Here is a 17,100-nt window from a genome sequence, read left to right on the forward strand (position 1 = left end):
CATCATGCACTCAGTTGCGATGAAACAACAGTCCGTGACACTTGTTGAGCCGTACAGCACTTCGCACCCCGAAGACGCCGCGGGCCCGGACCGCAGTGAGCGGTCCGGGCCTGCAGGATGACCGTCAGCCGCGACCGCGGCCCGCGAGGTACCGGCCGATCAGCGTCGCCGTGGAGGAGTCCTGGCCCTCGGTCGACGTCTCGGCGGACAGCATCGGCGCCAGCTGCTTGGCCATCGCCTTGCCGAGCTCGACACCCCACTGGTCGAAGGAGTTGATGCCCCAGATGGCGCCCTGGACGAACGTCGTGTGCTCGTAGAGGGCGACCAGCTGTCCGAGCACCGACGGGGTGAGCCGCTGCGCCAGGATCGACGTCGACGGGCGGTTGCCCGGCATGACCTTGTGCGGGACCACCGCCGCGGCGACGCCTTCGGCCGCGATCTCCTCGGCCGTCTTGCCGAAGGCCAGCGCCGTGCTCTGGGCGAAGAAGTTGCTCATGAACAGGTCGTGCACGTCCGCGTCGCCGCCGGCGAGGTCGTGCAGGTCGTGGTTCGGTTCGACGAAGCCGATGAAGTCGGCGGGGATGATCCGGGTGCCCTGGTGCAGCAGCTGGTAGAAGGCGTGCTGGCCGTTGGTGCCCGGCTCGCCCCAGAAGACCTCCCCGGTGTCGACCAGGACCGGAGAACCGTCCAGCCGCACCGACTTCCCGTTGCTCTCCATGGTCAACTGCTGCAGGTAGGCCGGGAACCGCAGCAGGTACTGCGAGTAGGGCAGCACCGCATGGGATCCCGAGCCGAAGAAGTCGCCGTACCAGACGTTGAGCAGGCCCAGCAGGACCGGCGCGTTGGCCTCGAACGGCGCCGTCCGGAAGTGCTCGTCCATGGCGTGGAACCCGGCGAGCATCTCGCGGAACGCGTCGGGACCGATCGCCACCATCAGCGACAGGCCGACCGCGGAGTCGTAGGAGTAGCGCCCGCCGACCCAGTCCCAGAAGCCGAACATGTTGTCGGTGTCGATGCCGAACTCCGAGACCAGCTCGGCGTTCGTCGACACCGCGACGAAGTGCTTGGCCACCGCCGCGGCGGCGTCCTCGGCCGACATCCCGCCGGCCTGCAGGCCGTCGGTCAGCCAGGTCCGGGCGAGCCGGGCGTTGGTCAGGGTCTCCAGCGTGGTGAAGGTCTTGCTGGCGACGATGAACAGCGTCTGCGCCGGGTCCAGGTCGTGGGTCTTCTCCCAGATGTCGGTGGGGTCGATGTTCGACACGAACCGGTTGGTGATGCGGCGGTCCGAGTAGTCGCGCAGGGCCTCGGTGGCCATCACCGGTCCGAGGTCGGACCCGCCGATCCCGATGTTGATCACCGTGGTGATCGGCTTGCCGGTGGCCCCGGTCCAGCTGCCGGAGCGGACCGAGTCGGCGAACGTGCCCATCCGGTCGAGCACCTCGTGCACCTCGGCGACCACGTCCTGCCCGTCGACCGACAGCTCCGCGTCCGACGGCAGCCGCAGCGCGGTGTGCAGCACCGCGCGGTTCTCGGTGACGTTGATGTGCACGCCGGCGAACATGGCGTCGATGTGCCGGCGCAGGTCGGCCGCCTCGGTGAGCTGCTGCAGCAGTCCGAGGGTCTCCCGGGTCACCCGGTGCTTGGAGTAGTCGACGTACAGATCGACCGCGGTGACCGCGAGCTCGCTGCCCCGCGCCGGGTCGCTGTCGAACAGCGACCGCAACGACAGGTCCTTGACCTGCTCGTGGTGCTCGCGCAGGGCGGCCCAGGCGGGCGATGCCGTGGCGTCGATCGCCAGGTCCGGGGTGGTCATGAGGCGCTCCTACGGATGTGGCTCGGACGGGCTGGGGACGTCGGGACAGCATCCCGCGCGGACCGCGGTGTGCGCGCGCCGGGGTCGGCGGTGGCCGCGCGGATCGCCGGGGACCGGTCCGCGGCGGGGTCCGCGGACACCGCGGATGCGGCGGCGCCTTCGGTCAGCCCAGATCGGCGAACCGGTCCGTGGCGGTGACCAGCGCATCGAGGATGCCGGGCTCGTCGAACGCGTGACCGGCGTCGGGCACCATGACCAGCTCGGATCCCGGCCAGGCCCGGTGCAGTTCCCAGGCCGTGACCGCCGGGGTGCAGACGTCGTACCGGCCCTGGATGATCACGGCCGGGATGCCGGACAGCGCCGCCGCGCCGTCGACGAGCTGCCCCTCGGTGAGCCAGCCCCCGTGCCGGAAGTAGTGGTTCTCGATGCGGGCGAAGGCCACGGCCTCCAGCGGCCTGTCGGCTTCCGCGGCGACGAGGTCCGCCCGCTCGAGCAGCCGGATGGTCGCCGTCTCCCACATCGACCACGCCAGGCCGGCCGGGACGTGGACGGCCGGGTCGGGATCGGACAGCAGCCGGTGGTAGGCGGCGATGCAGTCGTCGCGCTCGGCGACAGGGACCGGCGCGAGGAACGCCTCCCGCCGCTCCGGGAACAGGAACCCCGCCGGGCCCTCGTAGAACCAGTCGAGCTCCTTGCGGCGCAGGGTGAAGATGCCCCGCAGCACCAGGGTTCGGACCTGGTCCCGGTGCGTCTGCGCGTAGGCCAGCGCGAGCGTGCTGCCCCAGCTGCCGCCGAAGACGTGCCAGCGGTCGATGCCCAGGTGCTCGCGCAGCCGTTCCATGTCGGCGACCAGGTGCCAGGTGGTGTTCGTCGACAGGTCGGCGTCGGGCGCGCCGGCGTGCGGGGTACTGCGGCCGCAGCCACGCTGGTCGAAGAGCACGATGCGGTAGCGGGCCGGGTCGAACAACCGGCGGTGCCGCGCAGTGGTCCCGGCGCCCGGTCCGCCGTGCAGGAACACCACCGGTGCACCCGCGGGGTTGCCGCTGACCTCCCAGTACACCTGCTGGTCGTCGCCGACGTCCAGCATCCCCGACCGGTCGGGCTCGATCTCGGGGTAGAGGGTGCGCATCGCGGCAGCCTAGGCGCCCGGGCACCAGCCAGCGGGGCCGTGGCACGTCGGTGTCGTCGACACGGATGTCGAGCACTCTCGTCACCACGCCGCGCACCTGGGAAGATGGCGACGTGGAACGGTGGCAGGCCGAGCAGGGCGAGCGCGCGCGGCAGGCTGCGGAGCGCGCCGGACAGCGTGCCCGTGAGCTCTTCGATCTCGAGATGCGTCGCGCCGGGGGCGGCGGAGGACATCCCGCCGCGAGCGACGAGTCGTCACTGCGAGAAGCGCGGCGCCGCGCCGCCGACGCCCTGCGTCGCTCGGCCGTGGCGCACGAGGCGGCGGCGCAGATGCACGACGACGTCGCCGACCATCTGCAGGCGCAGGCCGACCGCGGCGCGTCGCCGGACGCGGAGCTGGTCGGACGGATCCGCGAGCACCGGCGCGCGGCGGAAGAGGACCGGCGGGCCGCCGAGTCCGATCGTCAGCTGATCGTGGAGCGCGCCCGCGACGCCGCCACCGCGGCAGAGGACGGCGCGACCGACGACGACACCGGGACGGGGTCCGGGGACCCGACGCCGTGATCCGCCGGGGTAGGGCCCACTGTCAGCGGCCGCGGAACGGGGGCGCCAGGTCCGATCGGCCGGACCTGTTCCCGGACACTGGTCCGGCTGCGTCCCGCAGCAGCCCGGACAGCTGGGCATCGAGCGGGTGGCCGTCCACCACGTGCGCCACGACGGCCGCCGCGATGTCCCGGACCTTGCGGTTGGACAGCTGCGACACCTGGACGAGCACCGACCAGGCAGTGTCCCGGTCGCACCCCAGCAGGAACATGAGCATGCCGACGACGTGCTCGGTCTCCGGCCGGTGGGCGAGGGCGTCCCGGAGCTGCGCCACCTGCTGCTCCAGCCGCTGTTCGGAGGTCTGTCGCCGCGGGGCGTCGACGTCCGGGCTGGTGGCTCGGCCGCCGTCCGTGCCGATGTCGTCGGTCCGTGCCGGGGTCGCGGCACGACGGGTGGAGCGCGCCAGCTCCTGCATCCGGGCGGCCCGTTCGCGCACGGCCCGCATCCGCGCGCGGGACCTGCGGAAGTCCTCGGTGACCCGGACCAGGTGGGCTCGGGTGGTGGCCAGGTCCTCGGTCAGGGACCGCACCGCCTCGTCCCGGTCGACGGCACCGGCGAGCTGGGCGATGTCGTCGACCGCAGCAACAGGAGTCGAGCCGTGAGGGTCCGGATCACCCTGCGGATCCGCGGCGTCGGCCGTCCGAGGTGCGGCGCCGCGGCGTACGCCGTGCTCCAACTCCTGCGCCCCGGCGACGACCAGGGCGTCGGTCAGCTCACCGGGCGGCATCCAACCGAGCTCGAGCAGCGTGCCGACGACGCTCAGGGCGCTGTCCACCCGGATCGCCGCCGCGGCGCCGCCGTCGTCGCGGACCTCGGGGCGGTTGCCCAGCGCCTGGCGCAACGCTTCCACCAGACCCCTGTCGTCCGCACTCACCGTCGACCCCTCGAGCTCACACCGGGCCACCGGGCGCGACCTTGCGTCATTGTGCCGGTACGGGTGACCTCGCGGCCAGGACGCGAGGGCGGGGATGTCAATCGGCCACGCCGCCGGCCGTCGGGACGCCGGGACGCATGACGACCAGCGCGCCGCGCTGCACGTCGTCCGGGATCTCCAGCGGCGCGACGCTGACCGAGAGCTCGACCGGCCGGCCGCGGCGGTTGATTGCGGACACGTGCATCTCGGCACGCCCGCCGTCCCCGGCCATGGCGTTGCGGAGCAGGGGCCGCAACTCGCCCACCGGCAGGCCGATGTCGAGGTTGAGCAGGTGGGTGCCGACCGCCTCGTCCGTCCGGACCCCCCACAGGTCCTCCGCCAGCTCGTTCCAGACCCGGACGGTGAGCTCCCGGTCGACCACCACGACCGCGAAGTTCATGCTGCCGAGGATCGAGCGCATGAACGTGTTCAGCGAGGCGACCTCGGCGCTGCGCTCCCGCAACTCGTCGTTGGCGCCCTGCAGCTCGTCGTTCATCGACTGGAGTTCCTCGTTCATCGTCTCGAGTTCCTCGTTCGTCGACTGCAGCTCCTCGTTGGTGGTCTCCAGCTCCTCGACGGTGCTCTGCAGCTCCTCGTTGGTGGTCTCGAGTTCCTCGTTGGTGGACTGCAGCTCCTCCGACGCGGCCTGCAGCTGCTTGGTCGCCTGCTCGAGCTCGTCCTGCACCAGCTGGTACCGGCTCACGTCGGTCAGCACCAGCAACGTCCCGGCCGAGCGGCCGCGCTCGTCCTGCATCGGCACGAACTCGATGTCGACGAACCGCGGGCTGCCCGGACCGCTGGGTCCGCGGTTCCAGGCCACGTCCCGCAACGACCGCGGCGACCGGCTCTCCCGCGCCGACTCCAGGTACGGGCGGAGCTCCACGGGCCGGAACGACAGGTCCAGGTCGCTGAACTTCCGGCCGATGTCCCGGGCGCTGAGCCCGGTCAGCTCCAGGGCGCGGGCGTTGGCGACGGAGAGGTAGCCGTCGGCGTCGACCACGAGCTGCGCGACCGTGCTGGCCGTCAGGGCATGGGCCCGCAGGAGGTTCAGCTCGTCCACCGACGTCCGGCGCGGGACGACCCCGTGCGAAGGGGACAGCACCAGGGGCTCGGCCACCGCGGTCGCCGCCCGGCGGAAGAACCGCCGCTTGAGTTCGATCGGCTGGAAGGTGTCCGCATGGTTGAGCAGCATCTCGGCCTTGCCGAGGAACAGCACGCCCTCGGGACGCAAGGCGAAGGCCAGCCGTCCGACCACCCGCGCCTGGGTCTCGGCGTTGAGGTACATCAGGGTGTTCCGACAGGTGACCAGGTCGATGCGGGAGATGGGCGCGTCGCGCGTCAGGTCGTTGCGGCCGAAGATGACGCTGCGCCGCAGGTCCGGTCGGAACGTCGCGCCGCTGGACCCGGTGTCGAAGTACTTGTCCCGGAATTCCGCCGGGACGCTCGCCATCTCCCGGTCGCTGTAGGTGGCCTGCCGGGCATAGGCGAGCGCGTCCTCGTCGACATCGGTCGCGTAGATCTTGACCCGCTCCCGGAACGCCTCCACACCGATCGCCTCGGCGAGCACGATGGCCAGACTGTAGGCCTCCTGGCCCGCGGAGCAGCCGGCGCTCCACACCCGGATCGGCTCGGGGGCGGACCGGTGCAGCAGCGTCGGCAGTACCCGATCGGCGAGGTACTCCCAGGACTCGCGGTCCCGGAAGAAGCTGGTGACGTTGATCAGGATGGTGTTGAACAGCGCGACGAACTCGTCGGGGTTGGCCTGCAGGTAGTCGTGGTAGACGTCGAACGAGGTGATGCCGACCGTCTGCATGCGGTGTCGCACCCGCCGCTGCAGGCTCGGGCGCTTGTACCCGGTGAAGTCGAAGGCGCGGGTCTCGGCGAGGAAGGCGACGAGCGCCTCGAAGGCCGCGTCCTCCGGCCCGGGATCGCCCGTGCTGCTGTCGGCGTCGTCGGGCGCCGACCGGTCCTCGTCGTCCGAGCCGTCGGCGATGTCGTCCTCGAGGTCCACGGGGTCCGGGGCGGCGGAGTCGTCAGGCATCGGGCACGGCCTCGTTGGTCTCGGGCACCGTCTCGAGCAGCTGTCGGACGAGGTCCGCGGCATGCGTCACGTCGTCCGCCTGGGCGCGGAACCGCTCTGCGGTCAACAGGTTCCCACGACGCTGGGCGCTGTCGGCCAGCTGCCGGGACAGCGCAGCCTTCTCCTCGAGCCCGCGCAGCGCCATCCACAGTGCGCTGTCCAGGGCGATGGACTGCTGGATCATCAGGCCCCGGGTGGTCCATCCGTGCCCGACCCGGCACCGGAAACGGGTGAGCTCGCCGTCCTCGATCTGGAACAGCACTCCGTTGCAGTCCGGGCAGGAGTACCCCGAAGGAGTGCCGGGGCGGTCCGGCGCGTTCATCGCGTGTTCCTCCATCGTCGCGATGTCCGTCTCGATCGTCAGCAGATCGGAGCCGGCGGGGACGTCGGGCGCCACGACGTCGAGTCGACAGACCTGGTCCAGGAGGGCGCCCAGCTCCCGGACCGGCACGATGTGGTCGACCCGCGCGTGCTCGATGGCGCTCGTCGGCATGTCCGGGTACAGGGCGTCGTCCGGGGTCTGGGCCACCAGCAGCCCCCCGCGGGATTGGATGGCCCGCATTCCGGCCGTTCCGTCGTCGAGCACGCCGGACAGCACCACGCCGACCACTCGGGGACCCAGCGCGCGGGCGGCCGACCGGAACAGCACGTCGACGGCGGGTCGGTGCCCGTTCTCGTTGGGTCCCCGCACGATCGACGCCTGGCCGTCGTCGGTGACCACCAGGTGGTAGTCCGGCGGTGCCACGACGATCTCGCCCGGTCGCAGGTGGGTGTGTGCGGTCGCGTGCCGCGCCGGCAGCCGTCCGGCGCGGCCGAGGATGGCCGGCAGCGCGCTGCTGCTCGCCGCCGGCAGGTGCAGGACGACCAGGACGGTGCCCGGGAAATCCGGCGGCAGACCGGCCGCCATGGCCTGCAGGGCCTCGACCCCGCCGGCCGAGGCGCCGACCACCACCACGTCCCGCCGCATTGGGTTCCTCCGATCACCGGTGGGATCCACCCTAACGGCGAGGGTCGGCCGGCTGGCTGCTCGGTCCCGGTCCGTGCCGAGGGTCGGTCGGTCCGGACGGGGGGGCGCCGGATGGGCGAGCCCGCTGCCCTGGGGGCCGTGGCGTTGTGCACAATGGTGGAATGAGGCAAGAAGTCTACGCCGAGGCGTCGACGGCGGCGGCGCTGCGGGCCGCGGAGTGTCGCGCCCGCTCCGAGCGGCTGCGGGCCGGTGGGGGGGCGACGCCGGACGACGCGGCGCAGGCCCGCGAGCGGCTCGCTGTGGCACGTCGGCGGCAGGAGGTCGCCGCGGCTCGGGCGCGGTCGCTGGCCGAGCAGCAGGCTGCGGCGCGTGTTCTGGACGAGGGTGCCCGGCGCGTGACGGCCGTCGACGTGCTCGGTCCTGCCGATCTGCGGACCCGGATGGACGCCCTCGGGTGCCCGCTCGTCGACCTGTGGGCCGCCTACCTCGGACTGTGCGGCACCTGTTCCCCGCTGGAGCTCGACGCTGCGCTGCACGGTGCCCTGGTGCTGCCCGGCATCGAGTACCGCCGCCTCGACCAGGCGCTGTGGGAGATGGAGCACGCGCTCTAGCGTCGTCCCACGCGCCCCCGGCGGCCGGTCTAGAACCAGGTGCTGCAGTACGGCGCCACCGCGGTGCGGAACAGCCGGTCGGCGCGGGTGACGGCGCCGGCCCGGTGCTCGTCCACCAGCCGAGCGTCGGCGAGCTGGCGGAGCGGGAACCCGCCGAGCGAGACCGACGACAGCGCCGACAGGCTTAGTGTCAGGTCCGGCTCCTGGTCCGTCGGGGCGCAGGCGGCGCCGTCGGGCCCGGCGTCCAGCCGGAAGCGGCCATCGGCGAGACCCACGGGGTCTGCGAGCTCGAGCACCAGGACGTCCTCGACGTCGTAGCGCCGGGCGGACAGGAACGCGGCGGTGTCCAGCGGGCGCACCCAGAGCAGGTCGACGCGGTCGGACGGCCGGGCACGCCGCGCATCGGTGAGCAGCCAGGGCAGGGCCTCGTCGACGGGCCGGTTGCCGACCGACACCGTGGCCACCAGGTCGAGGTCGAGCAGGAAACCCCAGAGCAGGGCGTCCGCGGACGGGTCGGCGGTGACGAACACGTCCGCGGTGAGCTGCGACGTCGACCGGCGGTACTCCTCGGCCTCCTCGACCCGGTAGCGCAGCACGCCGACCGGGCAGCCCGCCGGGTCCCGGGCCACCACGTGGAAGGCCGGCCTGGCCGCCGGCCAGCTGGGCAACCGCACCACGTCGAGTTCGAGGTCCCAGAGCCGGTCGTCGCGGGACAGGTCGCCGCAGCGCCGGCTGCGCTGCGCCTCGTACACGGCCGGAACCAGCGCACGGGCCGTCGCCCGGTCGACGAACTCCACCGTGCCGGGCGCCCGGTGGCGCAGCTGCGCACCCTGGCTCTGCACCGTCCAGGTCTGCACCTGGGTGGCCGCCCCGAAGCCGAACCGGCCGTAGATCGGCCACTCCGCGGCCAGCAGGGCCGCCGCGAGCTCGCCGCGGTCACGCGCGGCCCGCAGGTCGGCGGTCATCATCGCGGTGGCGTATCCCCGGCGGCGGTGCGTCCCGGAGGTGGTCACCGCGGTGACGGCGGACGTCGGCACGTCACCGCCGCCGGGCATGCGCAGGCCCACCGGGAAGCTGCGCAGCGTGGAGACGATGCGGTCCTCGTCGAAGCCCGCCCAGGTCCGCTCGAGAATGGTCCAGGGTCGCCGGGTCTCGGCGTCGACGTCGCCGGCGGGGTTGTGGAACCCGGTCAGCGCGGCGGCCGACCAGGCCGGGATGTCCTCGTCCCGCAAGGTGCGCACGTCGACGGCCACGCCGCGACCGTAGCGAGACCGGCCGGCGGACGCCCGTGCATTTCCGGGGGTGCGGCACCGCCCTGCTCGGCCGGCCGGAGGCTGCCGGGTCGGAGCTCAGGCGGTCAGCACCACCGGGCCGTCCGGGGTGACGGCGACGGTCTGCTCGACGTGGACGGTCCGGCTGCCGTCCGTGCTGCGCAGCGTCCAGCCGTCGCCGTCGGTGCGGTAGGCCTTGCGGCCGCCGGCGAGGAACCACGGCTCGATGGCCAGGGTCAGTCCCGGCTGCAGCCGGAACCCGCGTCCGGGACGCCCGTCGTTGGGCACGGCCGGCGCCTCGTGCATCGTCCGGCCGATGCCGTGACCGCCGTAGTCGGTGTTCACCTGGTACCCGGCCGACCGGACGACGGCGCCGATGGCGGCGGAGATGTCGCCGATCCGGCCACCGACCACCGCGGCGCCGATACCGGCCGCGAGGGCCTGTTCCGCAGTCCGGACGAGGGCGATGTCGGCCGGCCGCGGGGTGCCGACCGGGAACGTGACGGCGGCGTCGCCGGTCCAGCCGCCCAGGGTCGCGCCGGCGTCGACGCTGACCAGGTCGCCGTCGGCGAACGGCACGGAACCCGGGATGCCGTGCAGGACGGCGTCGTTCACCGAGACGCACAGCACGGCGGGGAACGGCGGCATGGCCGGCGCCGGCCGGTAGTGCAGGAACGGCGAGCGGGCACCGCGGCGGGCCAGGACGTCCCGGGCGGCCGCGTCCAGGTCCGCCGGCGTGGCCCCGGGGACCGCCACCGCCCGTGCGGTGTCGAGGATCTCGCGGACCACCTGGCCGGCGGCGCGCATGTCGGCCAGTTCGTCCGGTGTCTTCAGGTGGATCACGGCCGGTCCCTCCGGACTGTCGGTGTCGTCATCTCGGTATAAGTATCCCGGTATTAGTATCACGGGCATGGTGCGACCGCCGCTGACCGAGCAGGACCGGGAACGGGGCCGCGCGCTGGGCGCCGCGCTGCGCAGCGCCCGCGGCGAGCGCAGTCCGGTGGAGGTGGCCGTCGCCGCCGGGGTGTCGGTCGAGACGCTGCGCAAGATCGAGACCGGGCGCATCCCGACGCCGGCTTTCGGGACCGTGGCCGTGCTGGCCCGGGTCGTCGGGCTGGACCTCGGCGAGCTGGCCGAGCTGGTGCTACCCGCGGGCCTGCGGCCGCTGCCCGAGCCGGGCGCGCGGACCGCCTGAGGTCTGCGCCAGGAGGTCCAGCACCACGGTCAGCGGCGGCCAGCGGTTGCCGCGCACCGTCACCGCACGGGCACGCAGTCGCACGTCCGGGGACCGCAAGGGCAGCAACGCGATCCCGGCCGGTACCGGCCACTCGGCCGGCAGCAGACCGATTCCCAGGCCTGCCAGCACGAGATCGAGGACCAGCTCGAGGCTGTCGGCCCGGTGGGCGATCACCGGCTCGACCCCGGCCATCGAGCAGACCGTGCCGATGACCTGCTCGTCCGCGGTGTTCCGGGAGTTGCCGATCCAGGGTCGGTCGCCGTGCCGGCGGAACACCTCGACCGCGTCCGGGGCCGGACCGGAGTCGACCGGCGTCGCCGTCCCGGCCGGCACGGCCAGCCCCCACGGCGCGGTCCAGAGCGGTACGGCGGTCGTCGCCGGGTCCGCCGGTGCCGGGGCCAGGTCGTAGTCGTAGACCAGTGCCAGGTCGACGTCGTGGGAGGCCAGCAGGGCCAGGGCCTCGGCCGGCTCGTGCTCGGCGATCCGCAGCCGGACGCCCGGGTGCCGGTCGGCCAGCGCGCCCGCGGCGGGTAGCAGGTCCCGCCGGATGGCCGTGGCGAAGCCGGCCACCCGCACGACACCCCGCGTCCCGGCGCGCGCATCGATGTCGGAGAGGGCGCCGTCCACCGCCGCCAGGATCCCGACCGCGCTGTCCGCCAGCCGCCGGCCCGCCGCGGTCAGCCGGACCCCGCGGCCCACCGGCTCCAGCAGCGGGACGCCGACCTCGCGGGCCAGGGCGGCGATCTGCTGCGAGACCGTGGAGGTGGTGACCCCGAGGTCCGCGGCGACGGCGCGCATGGAACCGAGCCGGTCGAGCTCGCGCAGGTACCGCAGCCGCCGGGTCTCCACGGCGGCCACTCTGCCTGATCGTTCGGGTTCTGTGAACGGTGTGCTCGCCGGGACGACGTGGACGTGAACGGTCGACCCGTGCTGGAGTGGGTGCCGTGAGCAGCTCCAGCCGGACCGGCGCCGGGATGGCCGTCGCGTCGATGACCTGCGTGCAGCTCGGGCTGGCGCTGTCCGTGGGCCTGTTCGACCGCATCGGCCCGGAGGGCGCCGCCTGGCTGCGGCTGGTCTGGGCGGCCGTCGTGCTGCTGGCACTCGTGCGCCCCCGGCCGTCGTCCTTCACCCGCGGCGCGCTCGGCGCCTGCGCGCTGCTGGGGGTGGCGACGGCGGGCGTCACCCTGCTGTTCATGTCCGCGGTCGACCACCTGCCGCTGGGCACGGCCAGCGCGCTGGAGTTCCTCGGGCCGCTCGGCGTCGCGGTCACCCGGGCCCGCGGCGCGGGACGGGCGTGGCCGGCGGTCGCCGCGGCCGGCGTCGTGCTGTTGACCGAGCCCTGGCACGGGGGCGTCGACGTCGTCGGGGTCGGCTTCGCGCTGGGCGCGGCGGTGTGCTGGGCGGCCTACATCCTGCTGACCCAGCGGGTCGGGGACCAGGTGACGGGCCTGTCCGGGCTGGCCGTGTCGATGACGGTCGCCGGTCTGGTCGCCACCGCGGTGGCCGGACCGGCGGTGTTCGGCCGGATCTCGCTGCCGGTGCTGCTGCTCGGCCTGCCCCTGGCCGTGCTGCTGCCGGTGGTGCCGTTCGCGCTGGAGATGCTGGCGCTCCGGCGGCTGACCACCGCGGCGTTCGGGACGCTGATGTCCCTGGAGCCGGCGATCGCCCTGCTCGTCGGGTTCCTCCTGCTGCACCAGGCACCGGGCCTGCTGCCGGTGGTGGGCCTGCTGCTGGTGGTGACGGCGGGGATCGGCGCCGAGCGGGCCGGCGGTCGGGCGCCGGCCGAACCGGCGACGGTGGCCTGACCCCGACGGCCCGGTCCGGGGATCAGGGCATCCGGACGGCCGCGCCGGTGACGGCGATGCCAGCAGCGGGGTCGGCGCCGATGTCGACGGTCAGCACGCCGGGTCTGCCCAGGTCGTCGCCCTGGTGCACGGTGACGGTCGCCGGGACGGGGAGCAGCCCGAGCTCGCGCAGGTAGCCGCCGAGCGCGGCCGCCGCCGCACCGGTCGCCGGGTCCTCGACCACACCGCCCGGCGGGAACGGGTTGCGGGCGTGGAACACCGTCGGCGACTCCCGCCACACCAGGTCCACCGTGGTCCAGTCGTGCCGGGCCATGAGGGCCTGCAGCGCGGTCCAGTCGTAGTCCAGCTCGGCGAGCCGGCGGCGGGTCGCCGCGGCGAGCACCGGGTGGTGGGCGCCGGCGTACGCGACCCTGGGCGGCAGTGCCGGGTCGAGCTCGTCGACTCGCCAGCGCAGCGCGGCCAGCAGGTCGCCGAGCACGTCGTCGGGCAGCGGCCGGGTCCGCGGCGGCACGCTGACCAGCGTGGCCGACGTTGCTCCGTCCCGTCCGCGCCGGGTGGACACCTCGACGACGCCGGCCCGGGTGACCAGGGTGACCGCGCCGGGACCGTCCCGCTCCGCCAGCGCGACCCCGGTGGCGATGGTCGCGTGCCCGCAGAACGGCACCTCGGCCAGCGGGCTGAAGTAGCGGACCTCGAGCCGGCCGGCGGCGTCCCGCCCGGTGACGAACGCGGTCTCGGAGAAACCGACCTCGGCCGCCACGGCCAGCATGTCGGCGTCCGCCGCCCCGGCGGCGTCGAGCACCACACCGGCCGGGTTGCCGCCCGCGGGGTCCGCGGTGAAGGCGGCGTAGCGCAGCACCTGCATGCCGGACAGTCTGCGGCACGCGCGGCGCACCGTCCGCTGGCAGGATGGGCGCGTGCCCGAACTGCCCGAGGTCACGGCGCTCGCCGAGTTCGTGGCCGCGCACGCCGGCGGGCAGCAGGTCGCGGCCTTCACCGTCGCCTCGCTGAACGTGCTGAGCACCTACGACCCGCCGCCCACGGCGCTGGTCGGCCGCACGGTCACCGGTGCCACCCGGCACGGCAAGTTCCTGGACGTGGTCGTGGGCCCGCCGCCGCCGGGGGGCCCTGGACCCGACGCGGAGCTGCACCTGGTCGTCCACCTGGCGCGTGCGGGCTGGTTGCGCTGGTCGGACCAGCTGTCCCCGGCTCCGCCGAAGATGGGCGGACCGATCGCGCTCCGCCTGCGGCTGGCGTCGGGAGCCGGGTTCGACATCACCGAGGCCGGCACGAAGAAGTCGGTGGCGGCGGCGATCGTCACCGACCCGCGGTCGGTGCCCGGCGTCGCCCGGCTCGGCCCGGACCCGCTGAGCCTGGACGTCGACGGGTTCGCCGCCGCCCTGCGCGGTCGCACCGGCCGGATCAAGACGGTGATCACCGACCAGACCGTGCTCGCGGGCATCGGCAACGCCTACTCCGACGAGATCCTGCACACCGCCAAGCTGTCGCCGTTCGCGACCGCGGCGACCCTGACGCCGGACCAGCTGTTGCGGCTGTACACCGCGACCGTCGACGTGCTGACGGCCGCCGTGGCGCGCACGGTGGGTGCGGGGGCGGCCCGGCTCAAGGGCGAGAAGCGCACCGGGCTGCGGGTGCACGCCCGCACCGGGCTGCCCTGCCCGGTGTGCGGGGACACCGTCGCGGAGGTCTCGTTCGCCGACCGGTCGTTCCAGTACTGCCCGACCTGCCAGACCGGCGGGCGGTTGCTGGCCGACCGCCGGCTGTCCCGGCTGATCAAGTAGGCGCGGCGCCCGGCGCCGGCAGCGGGGTACCGGGCGGGTCCGTCCCGCGCGTTCCACCGGTCCGGCCACCGCTGCCGCCCACGTGCCGCCGCCGCGGCTGGGAGGATGCGGGGGTGACCTCCTCACCGTCCGGGCTGCCGGAGACCGATGTCGCCCACCTACCGGCCGATGCCGTCCTGCTGGACGTCCGCGAGGACGACGAGTGGGTCGCCGGCCACGCACCCGGCGCGGTGCACCTGCCGATGACCGAGCTGGCCGGCCGGCTGGACGAGGTGCCCGACGGCTCACCGGTGTACGTGGTGTGCCGCAGCGGCGGCCGGTCCGCCCGGGTCACCGAGTACCTCAACGGGAACGGCTGGGACGCGGTCAACGTGGCCGGCGGGATGACCGCCTGGGCTGCGGCCGGCCGGCCGCTCGTGGCGGACGGGCCCGAGGGCACCACACCGTCGATCCGCTGACCCCGCAGGCTCCGTGACCCAGCCAAGCGCCGGCCGGCCGGCGGCCGTCCCCGTGGTGTGCCGTCGCTGCGGCCGCGTCGTGCCGCCACCGGCCGCGGGGGTCGCCTCGTGCGTCCACTGCGGGTACCCGCTGGGCGAGGCTGCGCCGGGGCCGTACCCGGGTCCCGCGCCCTCCTTGCCCCACTACCCGGGACCTGCGCCGTACCCGGGACCCCGGTACGCCCCGGCACCTGCGTACCCCGGCACGTACCCGGGCCCGGCCCCGTACCCGGGACCCGGGTACGGCCCGGCACCTGCGTACCCCGGCACGTACCCGGGCCCGGTCCCGTACCCGGTGGCGGGCGTGCCCGGCGCCGCGGGCGTCCGGTCCCCGATCGGCGTCCCGCCGGCGCCGGCCCGGCGGTGGCGCGCGACGCCGCCGCCCGGGACGCCGCCGGCGCGACGCGTGCCCCGCGCGCGGCCCTACCAGGGACCGCCGTCGTACGGGGACCGGCCACCCGAGTGGGGGTTCCCTGCGCTGGTGTGGCAGGCGCTGCCGGGGGAGCGGCCGGCGCGCGGGTCGGCTGTGCACCCGGAAGGACGGCTGCGCGCCGGCGCGCTGGCCGCCGGCTTGTGCGCCGGGGTCGCGGTGCTGGCCGCGGGCGCGGAGGTGTGGCGGTACGTCCTGCTGCTCCGCGGACGGCGGGAGGTCCTGCCGGGCACGCCGGTCGCGGTCAGCGATGCCCTGGTCGTCGCCGCTGGCTGGACGGCCCTGCTGCTGGCGGTGGTGACCGTGCTGCTGCTCGTCCCCGCGCTGGTGCAGGCCCACGCGGCGGCCGCCCGCCGCCGCGGCCGCGGCCCGGCACGGCGGCCCGCGGCCGTGCTCGCCCGGCTGGTCGTCCCGGTGTGGAACCTCTACGGCGCCGGCCAGGTGCTGGCTGAGATCGACCGCACGCTCGCCGCGCCCGGAGGGCGGGACGCCGAAGGCGCCGGAGCGGGGGACAGCCAGGACGCGGACGGCCGGGACGGCGCGGAGGACGCGGCCGCCGACGGTCGAGCGGACGCGACGGTGCCGGTGCGCACCTCGCGCTGGGTCACCGGGTGGTGGGTGGCCTGGATCGTCGACGCGGTCCTGGTGGTGGTGACGCTGGGCCGCGCGTTCGGCGGCTCGCTGCAGGCCGTCGCGGACACGGTGGAACTGCACGTCGCGGTCGACGTGGTCGCGGCGGTGGTCGCCGCCCTGACCGCGGTCGTGGCCACCCGGTTCGCGACGCGGCTCGACGAGCGGACGCCCCGCCGCCTGGCGCGCTGGCAGGTGGCGCCGCCCGCGCCGACCAGCGAGCGCGGTCGCGCCGAGGCGGAGCCGGTGGTCGCCGGCAGCACCGGCGCGTGACGGGTCGGCCGCCCGGCCCGGCGGCCGACCCGGACGGGGGCCCCGCTCGCGTCGGCTACCGTGACGCTCGTGGCGAGGAAGGCGAGAACGCAGGTCGGCGGCGGCTCCACCGGGACGTCGGTGCTGGAGAACCCCCGCCGACCCTGCCCGTGCGGGTCGGGCCGCCGGTACAAGGCCTGCCACGGCTCCGCCGACGCCGCCGAGATGATCGTCGCCCGCCCGTTCGCCGGTCTCGAGGCGGAGACCGAGTTGATCGCGCTGCGCGAGTTCGTGCCGTCGGCCACCGCGCCGCTGACCCTCCGCGACGCCGCTCCCGACGCCCCCACGGTGACCCTGGCGACGGTGCTGCCCGGTGCCGCCGCGGCGCTCACCCGCGCCGACGGCTCGGTGCTGCTCGGCCTGCAGGTGCAGACCCACTCCGGCGACCTGTCGCGCGACCTGGCCGCGGCGCTCGAGTGGGCGCTGGCCGCCGAGCCGTCGAGCGTGCTGACCGCGGTGGGCCGGCCGTCCACCGGCAACCGGTGGGGCGACGTCGTGGTCGACGAGCCGCTCGACGTCACGGTCCACGACGACTTCGGCTGGTGGCTCGAGGAGGCGCCGGAGGAGGGCAGCGAGGTCGCGCTGTCCCTGGAGCGGGCCAACACCGCGATCATGCCCACGGCGCGGGTGGCCGGCCGGCCCGGCGCCTACTGGGTCGACGCGGGTGAGAAGGCACACCTGCGGTGGGTGCGCGCCGAGGACGAGCAGCCACTGATGTCGGCGCTGGCCCGGCTGGCCGCCGCGGACCGGCTCGACCTCGGCGAGGGGTCCCGGTACGTCGGCTCGTTCCGGGCCCACGGGCGGCTCGTCCCCGTCTGGGACCTGGACCGCGAGGCGCACCCGAGCGAGTGGGACGGTCCGGCGGTGGCGTTCGACGAGCGGCTGCAGGAGGCGCTGGCGGTGGACGAGCCGTTGACCGCCGACCAGCGCCGGGCGCGGGACGGCATCCTCGGCCGGCAGTTCACCCTGCGCTGACACCCGCCGTCGCGGCGGGCGTTCCG

Annotated in this window: 17 protein-coding genes; 8 read left to right on the top strand and 9 right to left on the bottom strand. The window is 74.7% G+C overall.

Annotated elements, in window-relative coordinates; all coding sequences use genetic code 11:
- Nucleotides 1-124: 124 nt before the first annotated feature.
- Both pgi and pip read right to left on the bottom strand, forming a co-directional pair.
- A complete protein-coding gene (gene pgi / locus IEY37_RS16325) occupies nt 125-1,813 on the bottom strand; it encodes a glucose-6-phosphate isomerase (protein WP_188943443.1) in 1,689 nt (562 codons plus the stop codon).
- 163 nt (nt 1,814-1,976) lie between these two features.
- Nucleotides 1,977-2,942, bottom strand: a complete 966-nt coding sequence (pip, locus tag IEY37_RS16330) for a prolyl aminopeptidase (protein WP_188943445.1) — start codon at nt 2,940-2,942, stop codon at nt 1,977-1,979.
- A 65-nt stretch (nt 2,943-3,007) separates the two neighbouring features.
- On the opposite strand from pip, the gene IEY37_RS16335 reads away from it, so the two are divergent.
- Complete coding sequence (locus IEY37_RS16335) at nt 3,008-3,505, top strand: hypothetical protein (protein WP_188943447.1); 498 nt, start codon at nt 3,008-3,010, stop codon at nt 3,503-3,505.
- Nucleotides 3,506-3,527: 22 nt separating this feature from the next.
- Here IEY37_RS16335 and IEY37_RS22270 read toward each other — a convergent pair whose 3' ends face one another.
- The 3 genes from IEY37_RS22270 to IEY37_RS16350 form a co-directional block, all read right to left on the bottom strand.
- Nucleotides 3,528-4,418, bottom strand: a complete 891-nt coding sequence (locus tag IEY37_RS22270) for an ANTAR domain-containing protein (protein WP_229674520.1) — start codon at nt 4,416-4,418, stop codon at nt 3,528-3,530.
- 97 nt (nt 4,419-4,515) lie between these two features.
- Nucleotides 4,516-6,498 (bottom strand): CheR family methyltransferase, encoded by a 1,983-nt coding sequence (locus IEY37_RS16345; protein ID WP_188943448.1) that lies wholly within the window; start codon nt 6,496-6,498, stop codon nt 4,516-4,518.
- On the bottom strand, nt 6,491-7,504 hold the full coding sequence (locus IEY37_RS16350) for a chemotaxis protein CheB (protein WP_188943450.1): 1,014 nt from the start codon (nt 7,502-7,504) through the stop codon (nt 6,491-6,493). Before IEY37_RS16350 ends, IEY37_RS16345 begins: the two co-directional genes overlap by 8 nt.
- 161 nt (nt 7,505-7,665) lie before the next feature.
- On the opposite strand from IEY37_RS16350, the gene IEY37_RS16355 reads away from it, so the two are divergent.
- Nucleotides 7,666-8,115 (top strand): hypothetical protein, encoded by a 450-nt coding sequence (locus IEY37_RS16355; protein WP_188943451.1) that lies wholly within the window; start codon nt 7,666-7,668, stop codon nt 8,113-8,115.
- Nucleotides 8,116-8,144: 29 nt separating this feature from the next.
- Here the strand turns inward: IEY37_RS16355 and IEY37_RS16360 are convergent, their stop codons facing one another.
- Complete coding sequence (locus tag IEY37_RS16360; RefSeq protein WP_188943452.1) at nt 8,145-9,368, bottom strand: GNAT family N-acetyltransferase; 1,224 nt, start codon at nt 9,366-9,368, stop codon at nt 8,145-8,147.
- Nucleotides 9,369-9,464: 96 nt separating this feature from the next.
- The gene (gene map / locus IEY37_RS16365; protein ID WP_188943453.1) at nt 9,465-10,229 is read right to left on the bottom strand and encodes a type I methionyl aminopeptidase; all 765 of its coding nucleotides are present in this window, start codon (nt 10,227-10,229) and stop codon (nt 9,465-9,467) included.
- A gap of 67 nt (nt 10,230-10,296) precedes the next feature.
- Between map and IEY37_RS16370 the strand changes: the two genes are divergently transcribed.
- The gene (locus IEY37_RS16370; RefSeq protein WP_188943454.1) at nt 10,297-10,581 is read left to right on the top strand and encodes a helix-turn-helix domain-containing protein; all 285 of its coding nucleotides are present in this window, start codon (nt 10,297-10,299) and stop codon (nt 10,579-10,581) included.
- Here IEY37_RS16370 and IEY37_RS16375 read toward each other — a convergent pair.
- On the bottom strand, nt 10,531-11,472 hold the full coding sequence (locus IEY37_RS16375; RefSeq protein WP_188943455.1) for a LysR family transcriptional regulator: 942 nt from the start codon (nt 11,470-11,472) through the stop codon (nt 10,531-10,533). The two genes, IEY37_RS16370 and IEY37_RS16375, sit on opposite strands and share 51 nt — an antisense overlap.
- A 140-nt stretch (nt 11,473-11,612) precedes the next feature.
- Between IEY37_RS16375 and IEY37_RS16380 the strand changes: the two genes are divergently transcribed.
- Complete coding sequence (locus IEY37_RS16380) at nt 11,613-12,428, top strand: EamA family transporter (protein WP_188943587.1); 816 nt, start codon at nt 11,613-11,615, stop codon at nt 12,426-12,428.
- A gap of 22 nt (nt 12,429-12,450) precedes the next feature.
- On the opposite strand, the gene IEY37_RS16385 is transcribed toward IEY37_RS16380, so the two are convergent.
- The gene (locus IEY37_RS16385) at nt 12,451-13,293 is read right to left on the bottom strand and encodes a PhzF family phenazine biosynthesis protein (RefSeq protein WP_188943456.1); all 843 of its coding nucleotides are present in this window, start codon (nt 13,291-13,293) and stop codon (nt 12,451-12,453) included.
- A 52-nt stretch (nt 13,294-13,345) separates the two neighbouring features.
- Between IEY37_RS16385 and IEY37_RS16390 the strand changes: the two genes are divergently transcribed.
- The 4 genes from IEY37_RS16390 to IEY37_RS16405 all read left to right on the top strand — a co-directional run bounded on the left by IEY37_RS16390 (nt 13,346) and on the right by IEY37_RS16405 (nt 17,074).
- Entirely contained in the window at nt 13,346-14,230 is an 885-nt protein-coding gene (locus IEY37_RS16390) for an Fpg/Nei family DNA glycosylase (RefSeq protein WP_188943457.1), read from the top strand.
- Nucleotides 14,231-14,343: 113 nt separating this feature from the next.
- A complete protein-coding gene (locus IEY37_RS16395) occupies nt 14,344-14,688 on the top strand; it encodes a rhodanese-like domain-containing protein (protein WP_188943458.1) in 345 nt (114 codons plus the stop codon).
- A gap of 343 nt (nt 14,689-15,031) precedes the next feature.
- Complete coding sequence (locus tag IEY37_RS16400; protein WP_188943459.1) at nt 15,032-16,060, top strand: DUF4328 domain-containing protein; 1,029 nt, start codon at nt 15,032-15,034, stop codon at nt 16,058-16,060.
- A 69-nt stretch (nt 16,061-16,129) separates the two neighbouring features.
- The gene (locus IEY37_RS16405) at nt 16,130-17,074 is read left to right on the top strand and encodes a DUF5926 family protein (RefSeq protein WP_229674522.1); all 945 of its coding nucleotides are present in this window, start codon (nt 16,130-16,132) and stop codon (nt 17,072-17,074) included.
- Nucleotides 17,075-17,100: the final 26 nt, after the last annotated feature.

It is taken from the genome of Nakamurella endophytica (assembly GCF_014646215.1).
GTDB classification, from domain to species: domain Bacteria; phylum Actinomycetota; class Actinomycetes; order Mycobacteriales; family Nakamurellaceae; genus Nakamurella; species Nakamurella endophytica.

What these genes read in the sequence shown, in the direction of transcription:
- IEY37_RS16335 (WP_188943447.1), top strand. Translation starts at nt 3,008, where the DNA reads ATGTCGAGCACTCTCGTCACCACGCCGCGCACCTGGGAAGATGGCGAC.
- IEY37_RS16380 (WP_188943587.1), top strand. Translation starts at nt 11,613, where the DNA reads ATGACCTGCGTGCAGCTCGGGCTGGCGCTGTCCGTGGGCCTGTTCGAC.
- IEY37_RS16350 (WP_188943450.1), bottom strand. Translation starts at nt 7,504, where the DNA reads ATGCGGCGGGACGTGGTGGTGGTCGGCGCCTCGGCCGGCGGGGTCGAG.
- IEY37_RS16385 (WP_188943456.1), bottom strand. Translation starts at nt 13,293, where the DNA reads ATGCAGGTGCTGCGCTACGCCGCCTTCACCGCGGACCCCGCGGGCGGC.
- IEY37_RS16370 (WP_188943454.1), top strand. Translation starts at nt 10,297, where the DNA reads ATGGTGCGACCGCCGCTGACCGAGCAGGACCGGGAACGGGGCCGCGCG.
- IEY37_RS16345 (WP_188943448.1), bottom strand. Translation starts at nt 6,498, where the DNA reads ATGCCTGACGACTCCGCCGCCCCGGACCCCGTGGACCTCGAGGACGAC.
- IEY37_RS16355 (WP_188943451.1), top strand. Translation starts at nt 7,666, where the DNA reads ATGAGGCAAGAAGTCTACGCCGAGGCGTCGACGGCGGCGGCGCTGCGG.
- pip (WP_188943445.1), bottom strand. Translation starts at nt 2,942, where the DNA reads ATGCGCACCCTCTACCCCGAGATCGAGCCCGACCGGTCGGGGATGCTG.
- pgi (WP_188943443.1), bottom strand. Translation starts at nt 1,813, where the DNA reads ATGACCACCCCGGACCTGGCGATCGACGCCACGGCATCGCCCGCCTGG.